Source organism: Glaciecola punicea (assembly GCF_001756615.1).
Classification (GTDB): Bacteria; Pseudomonadota; Gammaproteobacteria; order Enterobacterales; family Alteromonadaceae; genus Glaciecola; species Glaciecola punicea.
This window is the reverse complement of record NZ_LZXY01000004.1, coordinates 23136-45521: the sequence shown is the minus strand read 5'-3', so window position 1 is coordinate 45521 and position 22386 is coordinate 23136. Positions and strand designations below refer to the sequence as shown.

Here is a 22386-nt window from a genome sequence, read left to right as displayed (position 1 = left end):
GCACAAAAAATAATAGATCAAAATGAATAAACATAAGCTTTTAAAACAACTAATTAAAGCGGTATCAGATGCAATTGGCAATAGATGTTGCTTTCTTTGTCATCAAACTAGCTTGCTATTAGTGTGCAAATGTTGTCTTCATGAAACTAAATTACCTCTGTTCCCAGCGCCGGGACACAATTTATTAGACTATCCGCCGGTTTATGACAACTTAGTGCCTGCTGCTTATGAATCGTTAATTGCATTAGGAGAATATAGCGGAGTGCTGAAAGGCCTAATTAATCAGCTAAAATTCTCTAGCAAACCATTAGCCGCGCAGGTGCTAGGAGAACTTTTTACTGCTTATTTAGGCCCTAGAATGAGGATGCAACATTCTATACCAGAAGCCTTGGTGCCTATCCCACTAGCTAACAGACGTCATGTAAAAAGACAGTACAATCAATCCAGACTGCTATCATGTGCGCTGGCGAGTCACTTTAATATAAGGAGCATAGACGGCCTAAAAAGAATAAAATACACCCATCAACAATCAACGCTTGACCGTGCAGACCGCCAACTTAATATCCGCCAAGCGTTTGCTATTCACCGACCATTAGACGTAGGATCAATTGCCATTGTCGATGACGTTATTACCACGGGAGCAACGGTGAATGAAGCCTGTGCAACAATACAGCAGGCTTACCCAGATATTAGCGTTAGTGTGTGGTGTGTGGCCGCCACTCTCGGCTAGCGACGTTTATTTTACATTAGGCCCGACAGATATAAGGCATTCGCCGTCAGCTTATTAGTACCATCCCAATAGCCTCTAAAGTGCACATTATCTACGAATCCAATCACAACGCCACTCCCTTTCTTAACGGCGACAATCGCCGCGGTGTTGCGGATCAACGCTTGCATTTCATCGGCTGAGTATCCCGCCATTAAAGGCTCGCTTGAATATGTTGCAATGTCTTCAAAAGGGTTGTCAGTAACGTTTAGCACCATGTTGTCAGTTTTGAACAGAGGCAGCATGTTTCGTTCAAATCCAAAAAATAGAGGATGAGATAAATCAATATTACTTTGATAAACCGCACCTGCCACTAACTTTTTAGCAGCCAAAGCGTCTTGATCGCCAAACGCTAGCGCTTTGGTTGAAAATGCCGCGTTCACGGTATCTTTAGAAACAGTTTCATTATTTATCCAATCATTTTTGGCAAACCAAGTCACTGCCGATTTTTGGCCGATTAGTACGCCGCCTTCGGTTATCCACGTCTCCAATCTCTTAGTCAACGAGTCACTCAAGTCATCGTAGCGACCTGATGCAAAGATAATATGTGAATATCTTTCAACACTTCTGCTGCCAAGATCAGATAAGTCCCAAATGGTCACCGGTACGCCTAAGCTCGTGTCGAGATAGTGCCATATTTCACCTACCTCATTGCTAGAAGTGCCCTTTCCACCAATCAATAACACCTCAGGTTTTTCTACTTTTGCAAGCTGAGGAGAACCCAAATCAATTCCTGTCGTGGTTAGGCCTGACGTAATCGTGTGCACCTCAATATTATATTGTTTAGCATAGCCATTAAGCAATGAGGCTAAGGCGTCTGGCTGTTGTAAAGCTGCCGGTATAACGATTGCCCCTTTACTAAAGGCTATCTCACCGCGTGGAGTTTTTGCAGTGAAATTTGCACCTGCGGCTCTCACTTGTACATCATGCTCTAGCAAGCTCTGCAGCATAGTAGGCGCTTGATGATCAAACCACTCAAACACGTAGGCATATTCATTTTCAACTATATTCACTTTTTTAGGCTGTGGAGACTGCCAATCGGCAAGCTTCAATTTACGGCTTAACGATGGCTTTATCGCCGCATAAGGTAAGTTAAACGCCAGACCAATATTCCAATTTGAAACATCATAAAAGGTGTTGTCGGTAAAGCGCTGACGCTCACTAAACAAAGATTGAATTAAACGATACTGATTTTGCGCCAATGGAACAAAAATAGCATTGTTAGCACGGTAGGTAAAATCATCCACTTCGATGTCTTGTGTCACTAACTTCAGCTCTATTTTATGCGACTTTAATATATCAACCATACGCTCGAAACGTGACTCATCTGCGCCTTGGCTCACTAAAAAACCACTTAGTTCATCGTCGTTTATCAGCTTTCGAGTATCCCTATAAAATTGCTTTTGATAAGCTAAAATGGCAGCTTTATTTGCCACTGCGCCATCGAAGGTCGAAATAGTCGTGGTAATCTGATTTTGTATGGTGCGCGGAAAACTCAATAGACCATTCATAGATTCTTGTAAATGCCCTCGACTACTGGCTTGTTCAAATAAGATACCAATACTGCCATGAGCATCCGGATATGTAGACCCTTTACCATAATAAAAGTCATCAAAACTTTCCTCCGTGTAATACAGTTGTTTGTCTGCGTCTAATGCTTTTGCGTGAAACTCCCCCAGTGCGGCCGTTAAAGTCACATTTTGTGACGGCGTCCAAGGATTTTTTCGCGAAGGAACACCAGGCTGAAAAAAGTACGTACTGTTCGTGCCCATTTCGTGAAAATCAGTCAGAATATGCGGGCGCCATTTATGAAATTGCTCAATACGCGCTTGCGATTCAGGGTGAGTAAGTAATAACCAATCTCTATTTAGATCAAACCAATAATGATTAGTTCGACCCGACGGCCAATGCTCAATGTGTTCTCTATGCATAGGATCTGACACCAGGTTTTGGCCCTTGTGCATATTGGCCCACTGCGCAAATCTAGCCAGTCCATCAGGGTTTAAAGCAGGGTCGAGCAAAATAACATTTTCACTTAATAATTTGTCTACCTCAGGACTATTTGAAGCCGCTAAATGATAGGCAATAAGTAAAGCCGCATTGCTCCCCGATGGCTCATTTCCATGCACACTGTATCCCATATAAATAATTAGCGGCGCGTCAGGCTCTTTCGCTGTTCCGTTTGCAATGCTGTCTATGTGCGTTGCTTTTAAGGTATCAATATTTTCATGATTTTCGGGTGATGTTATGGTCAACAACACTAGCGGCCGCTGCTCATGGGTTCGGCCTGTCTCGGTCAACGTGATCCTGTCAGACTTTTCAGCTAGCAGCTCCATATAACGCACTAATTGGTCATGCCTAACGTGCCAGGTACCAACAGGATAGCCCAACACATCTGCTGGCAGCGGAATATCGGCGTCATAATTTTGGTCTTGAGGTAAGTACTGTAAATCACTTAATTGCGTAGTCGCAAAAATTTGAAATGAAACAGCAAATAGTATTATTGAACGAATGGCAAGTCTGAAAAAACTTTTCAACATGTGGGCTCTCTTGTAGATAATCATTTTAAAATAAACAACATATATTGATTGTCGCTTAAAATCTTACGAAAGTATAATTTCATCTTTATTTAGCCACAATAAACATTTCTTATTGTAATTTTAGAAAATGATTAATACTTGAGTGTTTTACTCGGGTAATATTTGCTACAATGCTCACACAAACATGATAGAGGTGAACATGATAAATATTTCTGAATCTGCCCAAACACATTTTGGCAAGCTTTTAGCACAACAAGAAGCTGGGACGCATATCCGCGTTTTTGTGATTAACCCCGGAACATCTAAAGCTGAGTGCGGAGTGTCTTACTGCCCACCGGATGCGGTTGAACCACAAGATTTAAGGCTAAACTTCAACGGTTTTGACGCTGTTGTTGATGAAGAGAGCATACCGTTTTTAGAAGAAGCACAAATTGATTTTGTGACCGATCAGATGGGATCACAGCTAACGCTGAAAGCACCAAACGCAAAAGCGCGCAAAATTGCTGACGATGCATCCCTTATTGACCGTATTAACTACATGATTGAGTCTGATGTAAACCCTATGCTAGCCAGCCACGGTGGCCAGGTTTCGCTAGTTGAAGTTACCGAAGACGGCGCAGCGGTACTTCAATTTGGCGGCGGCTGTAATGGGTGTTCCATGGTTGATGTAACCTTGAAAGACGGTATTGAAAAACAAATGCTAGAGCAGTTCAAAGGTGAAATAACCAGTGTGAAAGATGCCACAGAGCATGAAGCCGGTGAGCATTCATACTACTAAGAAATAACCAGAACTTCAAAAAGCGAGATTTTTCTCGCTTTTTTTATAGTAAATATTCAGGCTTTTGTGTGTACAAATAAGCGTAATAGCCACCCAACAAGATACCCCTAAAACTAAGAAATACCAACATCGCATACCAAAGCGACATATTGCCACTGTCCTGCCACCACCACCATGTAGGTAAAAAACCCACTATGGTACTTATAAACATACTGTCGCGCATCGGCTTTCCTAAACTCAAGCCCACAAATACACCATCAAACAAATAGCACCAATGAGACAGCAGCGGAATTAGTATTACAATAAATGCATAGTCTGCCATGAGGCTCACCACCTCTTGATGGTGGGTAAGTAAGTTAACAATCAGACTGTCTAGAAAGTAAAAAAGTAACGAATATACAATCGCAAAAAAAGATGACCAAATAAGCCCAACGTTCACATACAAATTAAGCTGAGCTTTATTCTTTTGAGCTTTTGCCTCTCCTATTAATGCCTCGACCGCATTTGCTACCCCGTCCAAGCCTAAGGCTATTAGAGCAAAAAACTGCATAATGATGGCGTTCACAGCAGCAGCCTGCGCACCGTATTGAGCCCCCTTCAAGGTGATAAAAGCAAGGGTAAACTGCAGAATGAGATTACGCACGAACATGTGGCTATTTAAGGACAGGATCTGCTTTAGTTGCGTAAACGTAAACCAAGACCTAACCAGCATAAGTTTCAATCTAGACTGTCCAGAGATAGAAAAAAGGCGAAAATATTTGTGGTTTAGGAGGTATTTGTGAACCATGAAAAACCCAATAAACATCATTAGGTATTCTGCACAGACGGTTGCCGCTGCAACGCCTTTTACCCCAAACCCTAGGCCGTACACGAATGTCAGACTTAGCAGTATGTTTGCTAAATTTATAATAACCTGCAGAATCAGCACGTACTTGGTTTTTTGCTGGCCTATTAGCCAGCCAATCAATACCATATTGATTAACGTTGCCGGTGCCCCCCACACGCGAGTATAAAAATAGGCTTCAACGTTAATTTTGAGTGCATCGTTAGCTTGTGCAAAATATAAACCCCCTTTAACCACCAAGGTTTGACTCACTAATATTGCGACAGCTAGTCCGAGCGCGAGTAAGATTCCCTGTAACAAAACTTTGCAGCTATCAATCGGGTTTTTATTGATCGACTGAGCGCTTAAACCAGTGATCGACATTTTCATAAACCCGCATACCCAATACAGCTGCGTAATAATGAGACTGCCTATTGCCGCGCCTGCCATTATTGTGACGTCGTCCATTCGTCCTAAAATAGCGGTATCTACTAGGCCCAATATGGGGGTGGTAACGTTTGCCAAAATAAGTGGAAATGCTAGATAAAGGACGCGCGCATGGGGTTTTGCAGTTAAAATAATATGCTTTTTTCCTACTTAAGATTGTGTCGCATTACTATTGGCGCTGTATGCAAAATGGTGACGCGCAGCGCTGTACTGTCCATGTTCTCGCTGTGCAGCATTAACCAAAAAATTCAGTGCCTTTTTTTCATCCGTAAATAAATAAGGCAGTAAAACCGGCGCTGATGATAAAATAAGGGTCGCTACTTTTGCGCTATTCGCATCATTCCAACGCGATAGGTTTTTCATAGTCCTAAAACAGTAGCACTAGCGACTGCCCATTAAAATAGGCATGTCCGCCAAAATTTGTTCGGTATCACTAATTGATAATGCACCCAGCACATGCTTTGGTTTGAACCTACCCACCACGTTGCCATCAGGGTTAATAACCACGATGGATGCACTGTGATCGACTAGATAATTGGGGTTATCGGTGCTCTCGCTCATAGAATACATCATGCCCATGCTCCTAACCAGTGGAAACAATTGCTCGTGAGGGCCTGTAGAAGCTACAAATTCATCGTTGAAAAATCCGATGTATTCATTTAAGCGCTCAACAGTGTCGCGCTTTGGGTCAACCGACAAAAACCATACCTGCAGCTCAGAAGACGCCTGCGCTGCTTGTAACTGCGGATACACAGCGTTTATTTCAGCTAATGTAACCGGGCAAATATCAGGGCAAAATGTATAACCAACAAACGCTAAGGTCCATTTACCCTGTAAGTCTTCATTAGTGAATGCATCGCCTGTATGTTTTGACAGCGTAAAATCACTGAGTTTACGTGGCATAGGAAACCAGCTCATGTACTTGGTCTGTTGGCTCAGTGCAGTGCTGTTGCTTTTATCTACTTCGTGTCCTGGCGGTGCAATGACTAGAGCGGCATAGATACCGCCGCAAAAAACCAAAAATAATAACAAGCCTAACCATTTATTTTGCATATATTATGACGCCTCAAACCTGTAAACCTCAGTAAGGAATATAGTGATCTACTAACAATACAACAAATAATACCATTAAGTGGATAATTGAGAACCTAAATGTTTCCATTGCCGTGCCCGGTTCCGGTTTAAATTTAAGTTTTAAGGCCATATATAAGAAATAGCCGTTAAGCACAGTGGATCCTGCCAAATATAGGCCACCACTCATGCCCGTTAAATACGGTAACACACAAATTAAACACATAAGGACCGTATATAAAATAATGCATGTTTTTGTAAACTCTATCCCATGGGTATTCGGAAGCATTGGAATTTTAGCTTTTGCATAATCTTTTTCCCGATGAATAGCCAAGGCCCAGAAATGTGGGGGAGTCCACGTAAACACAATCAATACGAGCAAAAGAGCGTAGGCATGAATTTCACCTGTTACCGCCGTCCAGCCCAAAAGGGGCGGTATGGCACCAGCAAGACCGCCGATAACGATATTTTGCGGGGTAGCACGTTTCAAATACATGGTATAAATAAACGCATATCCCACTAAGCCCAAAAGTGTAAGCCACGCGGTAAGCATATTGACGAACACCGCCAGCGCCGCAAAACCGATTATCGCCAGCACGAGCGCGAAGCCTAGCGCGCTTTGCACTGAAATCTTCCCTTTTGCGACAGGACGATTGAATGTACGCGCCATTAGCGAGTCTATTTTATGGTCAACTACATGATTTATAACGGCTGCGGACGATGACAATAAGCCTATTCCAAGCATTCCTGCTACTAAAATTTGGGGGTCAACCCAGCTAGTCGTCGCCAAACACATTCCCACCAGTGCAGTTAACAAAAGCAACATGACCACTCTAGGCTTGGTTAACTCATAATAATCACGCCAAGACACGCGCTGATGTGGTATCGCTATCTTTTTCGCTGTTATTGCTAAGGCAGACTTACTCATGCTTGGCTCCTTAAGAAAGTTGAGCTGCTGTAGCAGCTCTTAAGAAAATAGACGGTAGGCATCATGCTAAAATCTCCTTCGCATAGTGTAGGAAAGTAATATCATGACCAGCAGCAAACACGCTGCTACCGCGTTGTGCATAGTCGCTACTATGAGTGGTAAGGCATAAACCACATTGCTAATGCCCAAGGCAATTTGCAGGCTAAGCACAACTACCATCAAAACGACAATTCGTTTAATCATCCCTGAGGATGTTTTCCAAAAAAGCGAGATGGCAAGCCCAACCAAATACAAAAACACAATTATTGCACCAAACCGATGCATTACATGCATCGTCATGCGTTCTGCGTATGAATGCACTCCATATTCATAGTTATCGGCAGCAGGTACACTAAATGCGCCTGCCAAATCAAATCTAGCCGACCACTGCCCTTCACAAATAGGAAGTTCGGTGCAGGCAAGGGAAGCGTAATTTGCTGAAGTCCAACCGCCTAATGCAATTTGCCCCACCAGCAGCACAATGCCAATTATGCTGAATTTAGCGAAGCCTTTTATGTTTGGATCACTGCGGGAAATATTAACGTTACTCAAACGCAAATACAGCACAAATAGGCAAGACAGAACCGTGAACCCACCCAGCAAGTGCGCCATCACGACCACCGGCAGTAAGTTAAGAGTGACTGTCCACATGCCAAGCGCACCTTGAAAACAAACCAGCACAAGAATTAAGAAAGGAAGTTTGACTGGACAGTCCTTACCTTTGCGTTTATTAAGCGCTGAGACTGCGGCAATAATGATAATTAATAAGCCCAAAGCACTGGCAAAATAACGATGAATCATCTCGTTCCACGCTTTTTCAGCTTCTAAGGGGCGATCGGGAAAGGCTTGGTTAGCACGTTCGATGAGTGCGTCTGACTGAGGCACTAATAACTGCCCGTAGCAACCAGGCCAATCGGGACAGCCTAGGCCTGCGTCAGTTAGGCGTGTGTATGCACCTAGTATAATGACAACCAGTGCTAAAAAAATACTGACGAGCACTAACTTCTTCATGTACAACTCTTTATCCTACAGGCTAACCAATACGCGACAATTTTAATAATTTCTTTAGGTCAGCGAGAATATCTCGACTGTCCATTATTGCTTGTTCTTTGTCGGTGGTTACCGGGTATCTAAGCACAACATTGTGCAAGGTATCTGAGATGAAAATAGCATTTATATCGGTGTTTTTAAACACTTCACTTACATTTTCATTACTTTTATTTAACACATCAGCGCTAGTGAAGGCTTTCGCCTTCGCCACGGCTTCAGGGCTTGACGTATCGCTATAAATAAATAGCGCGTTAACACGGTCGGCGTGTTTACCTGTAGCCAAAAAAATCTGCTTCACCGCATATAGGGCATTGTCACAGGCTAAGTCGCAAATGTCGGGAATAATATAAAGAAGATGCCATTTAGTATCACTCTCATTGACTAATGATGAGGCCTCTATAACCGGCTGCAGTAGTTCACCGCGGTTAGTTACCGCTTGATTAAACCAGTCAAGCTTCAGTGCCATAAAAGCAAATATGACGGGTAGCACAAATACTGCGATTAACAATAAAAGGCTGCGTTTGTTTTTTGTATTTTGTGCACTCATGTTTGATAAACCTGTATCTCATTGTACGTTGCCGGTAAATCGACGCCCCTTAGCCAATGCTAAGAGTCATTGATTGCTTATTCATTTTCTGCCCGCGAGGACGAACCCTGCATTCTTTTTAACATAGACAACAAATACACGGTTAATGCCGCAATTGCCAGGCCAAACCACTGCACCGCGTAGCCTAGATGCTTCTGTGGGCTCATGATCACGGTTTGCCATTGTCTAACAAAATCTGTCCCGTGCGGCAGCAATCTAAGGGTTACCGGCAGCACTGACGTGCCCAAATGCAAGCTTATTTCCTGTAAATCAACTTGCTGCAGTAACACTGGAAATTTTCCGTAGGCTATATTTGTTTCTTTAATAAAAGTATTTTTTAGCGGTATGTGAACAACGCCTTCTACTGTTGTGAGCCTTGGCATTATAAACTCTGGTAAACTGCCTCGCATACCCGTCCCGGGTATCCAGCCAAGGTTGATCATAAGGGTGCCTTGGTCTGCCTCAAAAGGCACCAGCACGTGGAATCCCGCGCGTCCGCCCAACAGTTTATTGTCTATATAGAAATATTTGTTTTGCGCTCTGCCGCTGGCAACAACTGTAAAGTCTTGGTAGCTTTGAATGTTACCTAGGGCCTTAGCTAAATCAATGTGCGCACTGTCATTGGCCTTTTCTATATTGGCCAAGCGAATATCTTTGTCTGCTTTGCGATCTAATTGCCAAAAACCTAGACCCGCCATAATGACAATTGCCACAAAAGCGACTACTGTAGCGAGGTAGGGGAATTGTTTTGGTGAAGTATTTATTATCATATAATAGTTGGTCTCAATACCTAACAACACACTGTCTAAAAATAAAAAGCGATGTCTATTCATAAAAACGGGATTACAATGGCAATAAAAATTATTGTTTCAGGTTTACTAGTATTCATGGTGTACAATTTATGTCGCGCCATGATGATAATGCTTAAAAATGACCCTGACGTGCCCATGAGCAAATTTATAGGACGAAGGGTGTTGGTGTCTGTCATAATTGTCGCCCTTCTACTGCTAGCACTTGCCACGGGCGTAATAACACCTAACCGGAGACCTTACTAAATCATAGAATATAAACAAAGAAAAATAGCATTACCCACACTACGTCAACAAAGTGCCAATACCAAGCACCGGCCTGAAATGCAAAATGTTCTTTAGGGGTGAAATGGCCCCAAACTACTCTGAAAAACAAGACCATTAAAATGACAGTACCTAAGGTAACATGCAGCCCGTGAAACCCAGTGAGTAAAAAGAAAGTATTGCCGTACACACCTGAATCGAGGGTTAAACCAATATCGTAGGCGTGAATATACTCGTATCCTTGTAGCCCTAAAAATATTACACCCAGCAATATCGTTAAACCTAAGCAAATTTTAACCGAATTGCGCTTATCGGTTTCTAAGCTCGTGTGGGCATAGTGCAAAGTCACTGATGAGATAAGCAAAATAATCGTATTGGCAAGTGGTAGACCAAACCAGCCCATTTGAGTAGAGGTATCGCCACCAGGAGTAGTAAGTAAAGGCCACACAGCTTCAAACGTTGGCCACAACACTTCATTGGTCATTGCATTGTTAGAAGCACCGCCTAACCAGGGTACTGATATGGTTCGCGCATAAAACAGTGCACCAAAGAAGGCCGCAAAGAACATCACCTCAGAAAAAATAAACCATGCCATGCCTTGACGGTAAGAGCGACCTAACTGGGCGCTATACAAACCTGACATTGACTCATCAATTTGGTTTTTAAACCACCCTACAATCATTACCAGCAGTAAACCTAAGCCAGCAATTAGTGTGTAAGCACCGTAGCCATCTTTATCTCTGGTTGATTCAATAATGAAATTACCAGCGCCTAGCGCAATTAAAAATAAAGCAACTGCGCCAACAATGGGCCAAATACTTTGTGCTGGTACGTAGTATTTTTGGTATTCTTCTTCAGCCATTTTATGCTTCCTTCCTTAATTCATCGCTACATTGACAGTTTCTTTATCAACCGTTCTGGTAATGTCATATAACGTATATTGCAAGGTAAAAAATGTTATATCTTCGGGTAGTTGCGGATCAACATAAAATACCATGGGCATAAGCGCTTCTTCGCCTGCCTTTAAAGGCTGATGCTGAAAACAAAAACACTCCGTTTTGTTGAGGTATAAAGCGGCAGTGCCAGGCGACACAGAAGGCACCGCTTGCGCGATAATATCGCGGTTTGTTGGGTTTCGAACGTAAAAAGCAACTTCGTTCATTTGCCCAGGGTGAACGTCAATCTTACGCGTTTGTGCAGTAAACTCCCATGGCATACCCGAGTTGGTGCGAGTGATAAAATCTACCGTAATAGTGCGCGTTTCGTCAATATCGGTGGCTGTGTATACGGCAGCCTCGGTGTTTGTTTTGCCATTAATGCCAGTCACTTTGCAAAAAACGTCGTATAGCGGCACTAAGGCAAAAGCGAAGCAAAACATGCCAGCAACGAGCAATAAGATTTTATTCACCGTTTTTGTATGGTCTAACGGCGTTCTTACCCCAGCATGGGCACTTTTATCTACCTCATCATCATGTTTATTATCTTGCATATAAAGCTCCTACCTCACTATTGGTGGCGTTTCAAAGGTATGATAAGGCGCTGGTGAAGGAATTTCCCACTCTAAACCTTCTGCTCCTTCCCACACTTGGCTAGACACTGACTCACCTTGGTGACGACACGCTTTTATAATAAGCGCTAAGAAAATTAGCTGTGATAAACCAAATGCGAAGCCTCCGACTGAAATCCATTTATTAAAATCAGCAAACTGCAGCGCATAATCAGGAATACGCCGTGGCATACCCGCTAAGCCGACAAAGTGCATAGGGAAAAACAACACATTTACCGACACAAGCGAACACCAGAAATGCCATTTTGCTAAGGTAATATCGAACATCTTACCGGTCCACTTTGGCAACCAATAATAAACAGCTGCCATAATTGAGAAAATGGCCCCAGTAACCAGCACATAGTGGAAATGCGCAACCACAAAGTATGTATCGTGATACTGAAAGTCCGCTGGCACTATCGCAAGCATTAAGCCTGACAGACCGCCAATGGTGAATAAGACGATGAAGGCGATAGCAAACATCATGGGAATTTCAAAGCTTATTGAGCCGCGCCACATAGTAGCCACCCAATTAAACACTTTCACTCCAGTTGGCACCGAAACTAGCATAGTGGCAAACATAAAGAAGATCTCGTACTCCACAGGCATACCCGTTGTAAACATGTGGTGACCCCAAACAATAAAGCTCAATAAGGCGATTGCACCGGTCGCGTAAACCATCGACGCGTAGCCGAACAATTTTTTACGTGAAAAAGTAGGCACTATTTGCGAAATAATACCAAAGGCTGGCAATATCATTATGTACACTTCAGGGTGTCCGAAAAACCAGAAAATGTGCTGGAACAGGACTGGATCTCCACCGCCGGCCGCATCAAAAAAGCTGGTCCCAAAGAACTTATCGGTTAAGACCATGGTCACCGCCGCGGCTAACACTGGCATTACTGCTATAAGTAAAAATGCGGTAATGAGCCATGTCCATACAAACAGAGGCATTTTCATATAGGTCATGCCAGGAGCACGCATATTAAATATGGTAACAATGACGTTAATGGCTCCCATAATTGAACTGATCCCCATTATGTGCACAGAAAATACAAACAAGGCGGTGCTGTCACTACTATAAGTAGTTGATAAAGGTGCGTAAAAGGTCCAACCAAATGCGGGACCACCGCCTTCCATAAACAAAGAAGAAAGCAATATTAAGAACGCGAAAGGTAAAATCCAAAAGCTCCAGTTATTCATGCGTGGCAAGGCCATGTCAGGCGCACCAATCATCAAGGGTATCATCCAGTTAGCCAAGCCGGTAAAGGCCGGCATTACTGCGCCAAATACCATTATTAATCCGTGAACGGTGGTCATTTGATTAAAGAAGTTAGGTTCTACAATTTGCAGGCCTGGCTGAAATAGTTCAGCGCGAATGACCATTGCCATCGCCCCACCCACCAAAAACATAATGAATGCGAACCACAAATATAGAGTGCCTATGTCTTTGTGGTTCGTAGTGAGTAACCAACGCGATATACCATATGGCGCCTCGTGGTGGTGATGATCATCAATATGATCGCTAGCAACGTGGTCTTGAGTATCAGCGTCGTGGTCGCCCGAATGGGTTGTATCAGTTGTGCTAACCATTGTTATTCCTTACCATACATAATTGCGTTAATGTCTTTTGCTTGCACAATATCGCCAGTATCATTACCCCAAGCGTTACGCTCATAGGTGACTACCGCCGCTATTTCTGACATTGTTAGTTGTTTAGCAAATGATGCCATTGAGGTACCTGGACTGCCTTCAACGATAATTCTGATATGTCCGGGAATGTCCTCAAGCGCAAGAGCAGAACCTTTAAGCGCCGGAAATACACCGGGTAACCCCTCACCGTTTGGCATGTGGCAGGCTGCGCAAACGGCACCATATACTTTTTCACCCTGGCTCATAAGCTCATCCATGCTCATGTTCATAGACAGCAAGCGCTGTTCTTCGTCACGAGCACGCTGCGCGATGGCCTCTTGCTCTGCTACCCACGCGTCATATTGCGCGGGCTCTTTCGCGACTACCACAATGGGCATAAAGCCGTGGTCTTTACCGCAAAGCTCAGCGCATTGTCCTCGGTAAACGCCAGGCGAGTTTACGTTTGTCCACGCTTCGTTGATGAAACCTGGGTTGGCATCTTTTTTAATGGCAAAGTCAGGCATCCACCAAGAGTGGATAACATCGTCTGAGGTGATTAAAAATCTGATTTTCTTACCCGTGGGAATAACTAGGGGACGGTCTACTTCTAGGAGATAGTTTTGGGTTTTTGTTAACTGGTTACGTATTTGACCTTGCTCTGTTGCCAGAACCGAAAAGTACTCAACATCGTTGTCCATGTATTTATAGTGCCATTTCCACTGCGAACCGGTGACTAACACTGTTACATCAGGTTTGCTGACGTCTTCCATATCTATCAGCGTGTAAGCCGCTGGTACGGCCATGAATATCAAAATAACGAAGGGAACGATTGTCCAGACCACTTCCACCGTTAAATTTTCGTGAAAATTAGCGGCTTTAGCCCCTTTAGATTTGCGATGGACCACCATCGAATAAAACATAAAGGTAAACACAACCACCCCTATTGCGATGCACACATAGAACATAAGCATATGCAAATCATAGACTTGGTTACTAATACCGGATACGCCGGGGCGCATATTTAAATTTGACCGGCCTGTATCTATCGCTTGCGCCGCAAAGCTTAAGCACACAATTAAAAGCACGGACATATAAGAGATAAAACTGCTGAACTTCACGCTAACACTCCCCCTATGTTTACAGCTAATGAAAACTTTTTTAACCGAAGCGGCGCTTTCATTTTTGTAGAAACAAGTTTAATTTTAAGTAAGTAATTTGTATAATTTTTGTTAATTACAGGACAATAATCGTTCAAATGGCGTCGTTAGTCTAGTTTTTTATCTTTTTATTTGCTGCTAATCATCGTATTTTCCGAACTGTTCAAAAAGTAGACGCAAAAAAAAGGGCCCGTTTATTATTACGGGCCCTCAAATGGCATTGTGAAGTGAACCTTTTTGTCAATTCCTGAGTAAGTTACAAGTCCACGTGATCGCGTATTACGCCTACGGCTAAACCCTCAATAGTAAAAAATTGGGATGCAAGATCCACACGAATAGGTGGAAAACTGTCGTTTTCAGCGTGTAGCAAAATTTCGCTACCTTTACGCTCGAACCTTTTAACCGTTACGTCCTCGTCAACGCGTGCAACCACTACCTGACCATTGTTAACTTGGTCTGTTTTGTGCACAGCCAGCAGATCGCCGTCCATTATACCAATGTTTTTCATACTTTCACCTTTCACGCGTAACAAGAAGTCGGCGCGAGGAGTAAACATGGTAGGGTCGCATTTAAATCTAGATTCAACATGTTCTTGGGCTAAAATAGGCTCACCGGCAGCAACTTGACCAATTAATGGCAAGCCATCTTCAATGGGATCCTCAAGCTCTACGTTTAACTTAATACCGCGAGACGTCCCTGGTAAAATTGCAATAACGCCTTTTTTAGCGAGCGCTTTAAGATGCTCTTCTGCAGCGTTAGCAGATTTGAAACCTAACTCGCGCGCGATTTCCGCTCGTGTAGGCGGCATTCCCGTGTCTATCATAGTACGTTTTACAAGTTCTAGAACTTGCTGTTGCCTTGGTGTTAGTGGACGCATAAACAGCCTGTTTTTCTATACAGTAGATCTGAGTATATCCACAAACAGTGTTTTAGCAACAAGTATTTGTCTATTTGATGTAAACGGTAATGCCATATCACAGCATAGCGCAATATACCCATCGAATGAGACAAATGCTGATTACATTAAGGATCTTCGTGCTAACATTACAACAAAATTTTCGCAAAATATAGAAAACCGCAGTGAAATTTGCTTTTTCATCCCGCTGCATCCGCCTTAGTTATGGAGTACTTATGAATTGGATGGCCTCGTTTTTACGCTCGTTCTTGACCAAACCAATCGGCTGGCTGGTCAAAGTAAAAAGTATACCCTCAGACTTAGAAAATGAACTTGGCATCGACAAAACCAGGCCTATTGTATATTTACTGCAAACAAAATCATTCACCGACTCGATAGCGCTTGAAAAATCAACTGCGTTTCTTGGCCTTCCCAGTCCACGTAAAAAACTTGCGCTGGTGGATCACGAGCATAAACGAAGCTACTATCTCAATAGACCGCAAAACATCTTTACGCGCAAAGTAAAGCCCACCACTATTGAAGATAATTTTACCGAGATGTTTCAATACCACCGGCAATATGACGATCTAGATGTTCAGCTTATTCCAGTTTTCATTTCCTGGGGACGCTCGGCGGGTAAAGGTAAATCGGGTTGGGCTCAGCTAATCGCCTCAAAAGCGTCGCCAAACTGGCTACGTAAAAGTTTCATTGTGCTATTTTTTGGCCGCGATAATTTTGTCAGTTACTCAAAGCCTGTTTCAACAAGACAAATGGCATCGCTAAGCGGCAGCGATCAACAGATAGCACATAAATTAATCCGCGTAGCGCGCACACACTTTCAGCGTAAACGCCAGGTATTATCAGGACCAACGCTGCTTGAACGTCAAGAGTTATACAACTCTATTTTAGGCGCAAGGGGCGTAAAACAAGCCATTGAAGATGAAGTTGCCAACAAAAACATCTCCCCCCAAAAAGTCCGTAAACAAGCGAAGAAATACGTAGATGAAATAGCTGCAGACTATCGCGAGGGCCTAGTGCGCCTTGGAGAAAGACTGCTGGCACGCATTTGGCACCGTATCTACGACGGTATTGAAGTCAAGCACGCTGAACGCGTGCGTGAATTAGCCGCCAACGGACATGAAATTATTTACGTACCCTGCCATAAAAGCCATATGGACTATTTGTTACTGACCTACGTTATTTATCAAGAAGGCTTGGTTACCCCTCACATTGCCGCCGGTATCAACTTAAATTTTTGGCCTGCTGGACCCATTTTTAGACGCTGTGGCGCATTTTTCCTGCGCCGTAGCTTCGTAGGCAACAAGCTTTACAGCAGTATTTTCAGAGAATACTTAGAGCTTTTGTTCAACAAAGGCTATTCGGTGAAGTACTTTCCAGAAGGGGGAAGAAGTCGTACCGGTAGATTACTACCACCTAAAACAGGCATGCTCGCTATGACGCTGCAAGCGGTCACTAAAGGCGTGAATCGTCCGGTGTCTGTGGTACCGGTTTACTTAGGTTACGAGCACGTAATGGAAGTAAAAAGTTACCAGAAAGAACTCAAGGGAAAGGGAAAAAAGAAAGAGTCAAATACACAAGTTTTCTCTGCCATTCGTAAGCTTAAAAACTATGGCCATGGCTATGTTAACTTTGGCGAGCCTATTTCCCTACATAAGTTTTTAGACAAACAAGTACCCGATTGGCGCGACGACATAAGCGATGATGAAAAGAAACCAACGTGGCTTACGCCTACAGTGAATGTGTTAGCCAACGATATAATGGCAAGAATTAATAAAAATGCGGCCTTAAATGGCACTGCCTTGCTAGCGCTTTGTTTGTTGTCATCAAAAACGCATGTCATGAGTAAAGATGATCTGATAAACGCTATTGATGATTATCTGAGTCTATTCAAAGCCAACCCCTATAGCGCAGACGCGACGTTTCCCACCCAAGACGCTGAATATTTAGTAGAGCGTACGCTTGCCTTAAACAGATTTCAACAAAGCGAAGATAAATACGGCCTAATGGTGTCTCCTAAACAAGATAATGCCGTGCTACTGACATTCTACCGAAATAACATTTTACATATGTTTGCGTTGCCTAGCTTAATAATGGCTGCCGCTTTTGCTCATCGAAACCTCACCAGAACCGCTTTATTGAGTCTTGTTGAGCAGTTGTACCCAATTCTGAAACGCGAGTTTTTCATGTACTTTAGCCATGACGAAGTGGTCGTATATATTGAAGAGTTGGTTATCTATTTAAAGACCTGCGGCATGCTGGTGCAAAATGGCAAATACTTAGCCCCGGTTGAACCAAGCTCACCTAAATTTCACAGCGCGTGGCTATTAAGCCGAAGTATGCAGGAAACTTGGCAGCGCTATGCGGTAGTGCTGAGCGTGCTGGAGTCTGAAAAAATCATCGCGCGTGCCCAACTTGAGCGACAGTCTACCGATGTAGCTGAGCGTTTGTCTTCTTTGTTTGGCATGCACTCGCCTGAGTTTTACGATAAAAACGTGTTGGCCTCCTTTGTAAACGCGCTGCGTGAAAACAAACATGTGCACAGCCGTGAAGATGGTAGTTTAGAATTTTCAGAGTCAAGTTTAGTCTTAAAACACGCTATTATGCCGCTGGTATGGCCTGAAATAGTGCAGCATTTGGAACGCTTATAGACAATGTAATAATCGCGGACATCTGCGATGACTTATTTAGCCAAACTAGCGGATTTATAAATGACGTTAACCGTCTTCTAAATAATCGCATTAGCCTTTACTAGATAAAAAGAAAGTATAGGCAGGATCGTCTTTATGCTCTTGCACCTCGAAATCGAGCTTGTCGAGGTACTCTTGGAAACTGGATCGCTGCTGCTCTCCAATCTCAAAGCCAGCTAATACAAGGCCCTGCGCCGCCCCGTGATTGCGATAATGAAATAAAGTAATATTCCACGATTCGCCAAGGGTATTCAAAAAGTGCATCAGCGCACCAGGATATTCTGGGAATGAGAAACTAAAAATACTTTCGTCTATTTTTTGGTGAGGACGCCCGCCCACCATGTGCCTTACATGCAGCTTGGCCAGTTCATTTTGCGAAAGATCACAGTACGTATAGCCGTTATCATCGAGCTTTTTAAGTAGCTCATGATATTCAGACGCACCGTTTCGCAGCTTTACACCAACAAAAATCTGGGCGCTGCCGGTGGCTGATTCCCCAACACTTTGGGTGCGTGCATTGAAGCGATAGTTAAATTCTGTAATAACAATGCCGCCCAACAGACTACAAAAAGACTTAAACGCACCTTTAGTTTCAGGGATATTTACCGCAAAAACTGCTTCTTTTTGCTCGCCTAATTCACATCGTTCGGACACATATCGAAGAGTGTGAAAGTTTATATTAGCACCGCATAGAATACCGGTTAGGCGTTTGTTTTTTACATCATTTTCACGGCAGAACTTGCGGATTGCAGCCACAGAAAGCGCGCCTGCAGGCTCTGCTATTACGCGCGTATCATCAAAAATATCTTTAATAGCGGTACAAATTTCGTCGTTAGTAACCGTCATTACGCCGTCTAAATACTGCTTACACAACCTAAATGGCTCCTCGCCAATTGTTTTGACCGCTACACCGTCAGCAAAAATACCAACTTGGGGCAAAGTAACGGGTTTTCCAGCCGCAAGCGCCGCGGACAAACAAGCTGACTGGTCAGATTCAACCCCAATAATTTTGATACTGGGTTTTATTTGCTTCAAGTAAACTGCCATCCCTGCGGCTAGGCCGCCGCCGCCTACGGCCACAAATAGATAATCAAAATCACTTAACTGTTCTAGCATTTCTTTTGCAATAGTACCTTGTCCGGCAATCACATCGGGATGATCAAAGGGCGGTATCATGGTAAAGCCATGGCGCTGTGAAAGCATCAGCGCATGTGCACTTGCCTGATCGTAACTGGTACCGTATTGCACCACGTTAATGTGCTTGCCTCCGAAAGTGCGTACCGCATTTACTTTAATTTCAGGCGTTGTATCTGGCATTACAATGGTAGCTTTTATATTCATTGCTTTCGCTGCATAGGCGACGCCTTGCGCATGGTTGCCCGCTGAGGCTGCCACCACACCAGCGGCTTTTTGCTGCTCGTTCAACTGTGACATACAGTTAAAGGCACCGCGTAGTTTAAACGATTTTACGGGCTGCTGATCTTCACGCTTTAAATACACCTCATTTCCCAAAGCGCTTGACAGGGTCGCCAGTCTATTCAAGTCTGTCACTACAGCGGCATTGTAAATAGGGGCTTTGAGGATCTTAATTAAATACTCATAGTTTGACGGGGGGGAAGATAGTGTTTGTGTAGACAATGGCATTCTCTTATCGCGTAATAGTTGATTCGTAAATATGCTCAACAGCGTGTGCTATGTACTCATGTAATGGTTGCCGCAAGAGTCTGCCTCTAATCACATTGTAACGCAAGCACAAAGGACAATAGAAAAACGCTACCGAAGGACAGTAGCTTATCTTATAGGTAAATCGCATTATGTGCGTACTCAAAACAGACCAGAAAAGCATATGGATCTTGCTGTTGTATATACCCGCGCTAACTTAGGGATTGACGCGCCCCTTGTCACCATAGAAGTGCATTTAAGTAATGGCTTACCCGGATTTCACCTTGTGGGTTTACCTGAAACTACCGTGAAAGAATCGCGCGATAGAGTTCGCAGCGCTATGATTAATGCTGGGTTTGAATTCCCAAGTAAGCGCATTACGGTTAACATGGCCCCTGCTGATTTACCTAAAGGCGGCGGAAGATTCGATCTTGCGATTGCCATTGGTATTATTTGTGCCAGCGAAGCCTTAGGTGCTGGCTGTTTAGAGGCCTATGAATTTGTTGGGGAACTTGCATTGTCTGGCGATCTTCGCAGCGTGCAGGGCGCATTACCCATGGCCTTTGCCGCCGCAAAGTCGGGTCGAAAATTAATATTGCCTGAAATAAACGCGCAAGAAGCCGCCTTAGTCAGTAAAGCTCACGTGCTATCAGCAAAGCATTTATGGGGTGTGTATCTGCATTTAATTGACAAGCAAATGCTGGAACGTGCGCAAGTGCGAGACGCTGATATTTCACTTGACCACAACCTTGAGAAATATGGCGATCTTGCCGACATCATTGAACAAGAGCATGCCAAGCGAGCCTTGCAAATTTGTGCGGCAGGCGGCCATAATATGCTACTTTTTGGCCCCGCTGGTACGGGCAAAAGTATGCTGGCAAATCGATTACTGTCTATACTTCCAGAATTACCCGAGCAAGATGCGCTCACGGTAGCCTCAATTCGCTCAATAGTGGGTGAACAAGTATCCGCTGACAACTGGCGTCGGCGACCTTTTCGCCAACCCCACCACTCAAGTTCAGCGGCGGCCTTGGTGGGCGGTGGCAGTTACCCGATGCCCGGTGAGATAACGTTGGCGCATAAAGGGGTACTTTTCCTTGACGAGTTGCCAGAGTTTGGACGCCATGTTCTCGACGTTTTGCGTGAACCCCTAGAAACGGGTGAAATCAATCTGTCAAGAGCCAAGCATAAAATGACCTACCCTGCAGACTTTCAGCTGATTGCAGCCATGAACCCAAGTCCTACCGGTGATGTGGACGATCAGCGCTCAAACGACGACCAAATATTGCGCTATTTGAATAAAATTTCAGGCCCCTTACTTGACCGTATAGATTTACAGGTGCATGTACCGCGAGTAGATATAAGCAAAGCTTTAGGCACCAAGGGCACGCAACGTAGCAGCAAAGCTGAAAATGCCAAAGCGCACACAAGCGCCCACATTAAAAAGCTGGTATCAAAAGCCCAACAGCTACAGTTTGCGCGCCAAGGTACTTTAAATGCAGGTTTAACTAACAAAACGCTGGCTGAATTTGCGATATTATCTAAAGTAAATCAGCAGTTTATTACTCACGCAATTGACGCGCTTGGACTGTCAATGCGAGCATTCCACCGCACTCTAAAAGTGTCCAGAACAATTGCTGATTTAGAAACAAGTATCGATATTCAAAAACAGCACATAGCCGAAGCATTATCGTACCGTAACTTTGACAAATTATTAAAGCAGCTGGCGGGAAATTAAGCCTTACTCATGAGATCTAGTTATAAAATGTAAATCTTAGCGCGAAAACAACTGGCTGATCGTTTTTAGTAAAGGTTCGTTTGAGCGCTCTTTTAGAAAACAAAGCCCAAGCTGATAGGGCTCAATGTTGTCTACTGCGATACTATTCACTTTGTTTTTAGCCGTTGAGTTTTCTAGCACCAAGCGTGGCACAAAGCCAATGCCTAGCCCCAATGAAACCATGCTGACAATAGCCTCGTTACCCGATACCTTCGCATAGACACGCGGACGAATATTTTGTTCAGCAAACCAATGGTGAACAATGCGCCTAGAGGGCCCGCGCGCAGGCATGATCACGTTCGACGCTTGCCAACTTATATCATTAATACTGTTCACATCCATAGTAGCGGGCACAATTAAGGTTAAGGGCACTGTGTCTATGGGCTGAAAATGTATGTGGGCTGGAAAGTCAGGGGTGTGAATAGCAATGACTAAGTCGGCCACGTTCTCATGCTGCACGTCACTTATCCGCCTTAGCGCAAGTTCATGATCACCGGTGTCTAGTTTGATGTCGACAAGCGGGTATAGCTTGCGCATGCTGTCGAGTATTTTGGGCAAGTAGGTTTGCGCGGCGGTCACTGAACAATATAATGACAGCTCACCACTGAGCGCATCTTTTTGCTGCGCCACCTCACTTTTTAATTGGTGATACTTTGCTAAGGTATCGTCGGCAAACGCGAGTAATTTTCGTCCCGCTTGCGTTAACTGCACATTGCGGTTATCACGTAAAAATAGTGAAGCAGCACATTCGTCCTCCAAGCGCATAATGCTGCGCGTTAGTGTGGGTGGAGACACGAACATAGCCGCAGCTGTTCGAGAAAAACTTAAGCTAGACGCTAAATGCTGAAAGTGTTTTAGTGTTTTTATATCCATTTAATGTATTTAATCCACTGTTTTTAAGCTTACTT

At 43.8% G+C, this 22386-nt stretch carries 20 protein-coding genes; 5 read left to right on the top strand and 15 right to left on the bottom strand.

What is annotated here, in order from left to right:
• Positions 1-22 precede the first annotated feature (22 nt).
• Positions 23-730: a ComF family protein gene (locus tag BAE46_RS06235; RefSeq protein WP_006004418.1), complete on the top strand. Its 708-nt coding sequence runs from the start codon at positions 23-25 to the stop codon at positions 728-730.
• An 11-nt stretch (positions 731-741) separates the two neighbouring features.
• Here BAE46_RS06235 and BAE46_RS06230 read toward each other — a convergent pair whose 3' ends face one another.
• The gene (locus BAE46_RS06230; RefSeq protein WP_070112005.1) at positions 742-3306 is read right to left on the bottom strand and encodes a M14 metallopeptidase family protein; all 2565 of its coding nucleotides are present in this window, start codon (positions 3304-3306) and stop codon (positions 742-744) included.
• 199 nt (positions 3307-3505) lie between these two features.
• Here BAE46_RS06230 and nfuA point away from each other — a divergent pair, with 199 nt between their 5' ends.
• The gene (nfuA, locus tag BAE46_RS06225) at positions 3506-4084 is read left to right on the top strand and encodes a Fe-S biogenesis protein NfuA (protein WP_006004415.1); all 579 of its coding nucleotides are present in this window, start codon (positions 3506-3508) and stop codon (positions 4082-4084) included.
• 43 nt (positions 4085-4127) lie between these two features.
• Here nfuA and BAE46_RS06220 read toward each other — a convergent pair whose 3' ends face one another.
• The 7 genes from BAE46_RS06220 to BAE46_RS06190 all read right to left on the bottom strand — a co-directional run bounded on the left by BAE46_RS06220 (position 4128) and on the right by BAE46_RS06190 (position 9861).
• Positions 4128-5432, bottom strand: coding sequence for an MATE family efflux transporter (locus BAE46_RS06220; protein ID WP_006004413.1), 1305 nt, complete (start codon positions 5430-5432; stop codon positions 4128-4130).
• Between the two features lie 72 nt (positions 5433-5504).
• The gene (locus BAE46_RS06215; RefSeq protein WP_006004411.1) at positions 5505-5717 is read right to left on the bottom strand and encodes a hypothetical protein; all 213 of its coding nucleotides are present in this window, start codon (positions 5715-5717) and stop codon (positions 5505-5507) included.
• Between the two features lie 18 nt (positions 5718-5735).
• A complete protein-coding gene (locus BAE46_RS06210; RefSeq protein ID WP_006004409.1) occupies positions 5736-6407 on the bottom strand; it encodes an SCO family protein in 672 nt (223 codons plus the stop codon).
• Between the two features lie 28 nt (positions 6408-6435).
• Positions 6436-7353 (bottom strand): heme o synthase, encoded by a 918-nt coding sequence (gene cyoE / locus BAE46_RS06205; protein WP_006004406.1) that lies wholly within the window; start codon positions 7351-7353, stop codon positions 6436-6438.
• 66 nt (positions 7354-7419) lie between these two features.
• Entirely contained in the window at positions 7420-8403 is a 984-nt protein-coding gene (locus BAE46_RS06200; RefSeq protein WP_006004404.1) for a COX15/CtaA family protein, read from the bottom strand.
• Between the two features lie 22 nt (positions 8404-8425).
• Entirely contained in the window at positions 8426-8989 is a 564-nt protein-coding gene (locus BAE46_RS06195; protein WP_070112003.1) for a hypothetical protein, read from the bottom strand.
• Between the two features lie 77 nt (positions 8990-9066).
• A complete protein-coding gene (locus BAE46_RS06190) occupies positions 9067-9861 on the bottom strand; it encodes an SURF1 family protein (RefSeq protein ID WP_083256813.1) in 795 nt (264 codons plus the stop codon).
• A 15-nt stretch (positions 9862-9876) separates the two neighbouring features.
• On the opposite strand from BAE46_RS06190, the gene BAE46_RS14315 reads away from it, so the two are divergent.
• Entirely contained in the window at positions 9877-10083 is a 207-nt protein-coding gene (locus BAE46_RS14315; protein WP_083256827.1) for a DUF2909 domain-containing protein, read from the top strand.
• Between the two features lies 1 nt (position 10084).
• Here the strand turns inward: BAE46_RS14315 and BAE46_RS06185 are convergent, their stop codons facing one another.
• The 5 genes from BAE46_RS06185 to lexA form a co-directional block, all read right to left on the bottom strand.
• Entirely contained in the window at positions 10085-10963 is an 879-nt protein-coding gene (locus BAE46_RS06185; RefSeq protein ID WP_070112001.1) for a cytochrome c oxidase subunit 3, read from the bottom strand.
• A gap of 15 nt (positions 10964-10978) precedes the next feature.
• Positions 10979-11590: a cytochrome c oxidase assembly protein gene (locus BAE46_RS06180; RefSeq protein ID WP_083256812.1), complete on the bottom strand. Its 612-nt coding sequence runs from the start codon at positions 11588-11590 to the stop codon at positions 10979-10981.
• A gap of 9 nt (positions 11591-11599) precedes the next feature.
• A complete protein-coding gene (gene ctaD / locus BAE46_RS06175) occupies positions 11600-13240 on the bottom strand; it encodes a cytochrome c oxidase subunit I (protein ID WP_070111999.1) in 1641 nt (546 codons plus the stop codon).
• A gap of 2 nt (positions 13241-13242) precedes the next feature.
• Positions 13243-14370: a cytochrome c oxidase subunit II gene (coxB, locus tag BAE46_RS06170; RefSeq protein ID WP_040520447.1), complete on the bottom strand. Its 1128-nt coding sequence runs from the start codon at positions 14368-14370 to the stop codon at positions 13243-13245.
• A 322-nt stretch (positions 14371-14692) separates the two neighbouring features.
• Positions 14693-15313: a transcriptional repressor LexA gene (gene lexA / locus BAE46_RS06165; RefSeq protein ID WP_006004388.1), complete on the bottom strand. Its 621-nt coding sequence runs from the start codon at positions 15311-15313 to the stop codon at positions 14693-14695.
• A gap of 254 nt (positions 15314-15567) precedes the next feature.
• Here lexA and plsB point away from each other — a divergent pair, with 254 nt between their 5' ends.
• Positions 15568-18000 (top strand): glycerol-3-phosphate 1-O-acyltransferase PlsB, encoded by a 2433-nt coding sequence (gene plsB, locus BAE46_RS06160; RefSeq protein WP_070111998.1) that lies wholly within the window; start codon positions 15568-15570, stop codon positions 17998-18000.
• Between the two features lie 90 nt (positions 18001-18090).
• On the opposite strand, the gene ilvA is transcribed toward plsB, so the two are convergent.
• Complete coding sequence (gene ilvA, locus BAE46_RS06155; RefSeq protein WP_051987297.1) at positions 18091-19683, bottom strand: threonine ammonia-lyase, biosynthetic; 1593 nt, start codon at positions 19681-19683, stop codon at positions 18091-18093.
• A 202-nt stretch (positions 19684-19885) separates the two neighbouring features.
• Here ilvA and BAE46_RS06150 point away from each other — a divergent pair, with 202 nt between their 5' ends.
• Entirely contained in the window at positions 19886-21439 is a 1554-nt protein-coding gene (locus BAE46_RS06150) for a YifB family Mg chelatase-like AAA ATPase (RefSeq protein ID WP_040520429.1), read from the top strand.
• A 36-nt stretch (positions 21440-21475) separates the two neighbouring features.
• Here the strand turns inward: BAE46_RS06150 and ilvY are convergent, their stop codons facing one another.
• Positions 21476-22351, bottom strand: a complete 876-nt coding sequence (gene ilvY, locus BAE46_RS06145) for an HTH-type transcriptional activator IlvY (protein WP_070111997.1) — start codon at positions 22349-22351, stop codon at positions 21476-21478.
• Positions 22352-22386 lie beyond the last annotated feature (35 nt).

Excerpts from the sequence above, each read along its gene's own strand:
- lexA (WP_006004388.1), bottom strand. The coding sequence starts at position 15,313 with ATGCGTCCACTAACACCAAGGCAACAGCAAGTTCTAGAACTTGTAAAA.
- BAE46_RS06195 (WP_070112003.1), bottom strand. The coding sequence starts at position 8,989 with ATGAGTGCACAAAATACAAAAAACAAACGCAGCCTTTTATTGTTAATC.
- BAE46_RS06215 (WP_006004411.1), bottom strand. The coding sequence starts at position 5,717 with ATGAAAAACCTATCGCGTTGGAATGATGCGAATAGCGCAAAAGTAGCG.
- ctaD (WP_070111999.1), bottom strand. The coding sequence starts at position 13,240 with ATGGTTAGCACAACTGATACAACCCATTCGGGCGACCACGACGCTGAT.
- nfuA (WP_006004415.1), top strand. The coding sequence starts at position 3,506 with ATGATAAATATTTCTGAATCTGCCCAAACACATTTTGGCAAGCTTTTA.
- plsB (WP_070111998.1), top strand. The coding sequence starts at position 15,568 with ATGAATTGGATGGCCTCGTTTTTACGCTCGTTCTTGACCAAACCAATC.
- coxB (WP_040520447.1), bottom strand. The coding sequence starts at position 14,370 with ATGTCCGTGCTTTTAATTGTGTGCTTAAGCTTTGCGGCGCAAGCGATA.
- ilvY (WP_070111997.1), bottom strand. The coding sequence starts at position 22,351 with ATGGATATAAAAACACTAAAACACTTTCAGCATTTAGCGTCTAGCTTA.
- BAE46_RS06210 (WP_006004409.1), bottom strand. The coding sequence starts at position 6,407 with ATGCAAAATAAATGGTTAGGCTTGTTATTATTTTTGGTTTTTTGCGGC.
- BAE46_RS06185 (WP_070112001.1), bottom strand. The coding sequence starts at position 10,963 with ATGGCTGAAGAAGAATACCAAAAATACTACGTACCAGCACAAAGTATT.
- ilvA (WP_051987297.1), bottom strand. The coding sequence starts at position 19,683 with ATGCCATTGTCTACACAAACACTATCTTCCCCCCCGTCAAACTATGAG.
- BAE46_RS14315 (WP_083256827.1), top strand. The coding sequence starts at position 9,877 with ATGGCAATAAAAATTATTGTTTCAGGTTTACTAGTATTCATGGTGTAC.
- BAE46_RS06200 (WP_006004404.1), bottom strand. The coding sequence starts at position 8,403 with ATGAAGAAGTTAGTGCTCGTCAGTATTTTTTTAGCACTGGTTGTCATT.
- cyoE (WP_006004406.1), bottom strand. The coding sequence starts at position 7,353 with ATGAGTAAGTCTGCCTTAGCAATAACAGCGAAAAAGATAGCGATACCA.
- BAE46_RS06230 (WP_070112005.1), bottom strand. The coding sequence starts at position 3,306 with ATGTTGAAAAGTTTTTTCAGACTTGCCATTCGTTCAATAATACTATTT.
- BAE46_RS06235 (WP_006004418.1), top strand. The coding sequence starts at position 23 with ATGAATAAACATAAGCTTTTAAAACAACTAATTAAAGCGGTATCAGAT.
- BAE46_RS06150 (WP_040520429.1), top strand. The coding sequence starts at position 19,886 with ATGGATCTTGCTGTTGTATATACCCGCGCTAACTTAGGGATTGACGCG.
- BAE46_RS06190 (WP_083256813.1), bottom strand. The coding sequence starts at position 9,861 with ATGAATAGACATCGCTTTTTATTTTTAGACAGTGTGTTGTTAGGTATT.
- BAE46_RS06180 (WP_083256812.1), bottom strand. The coding sequence starts at position 11,590 with ATGCAAGATAATAAACATGATGATGAGGTAGATAAAAGTGCCCATGCT.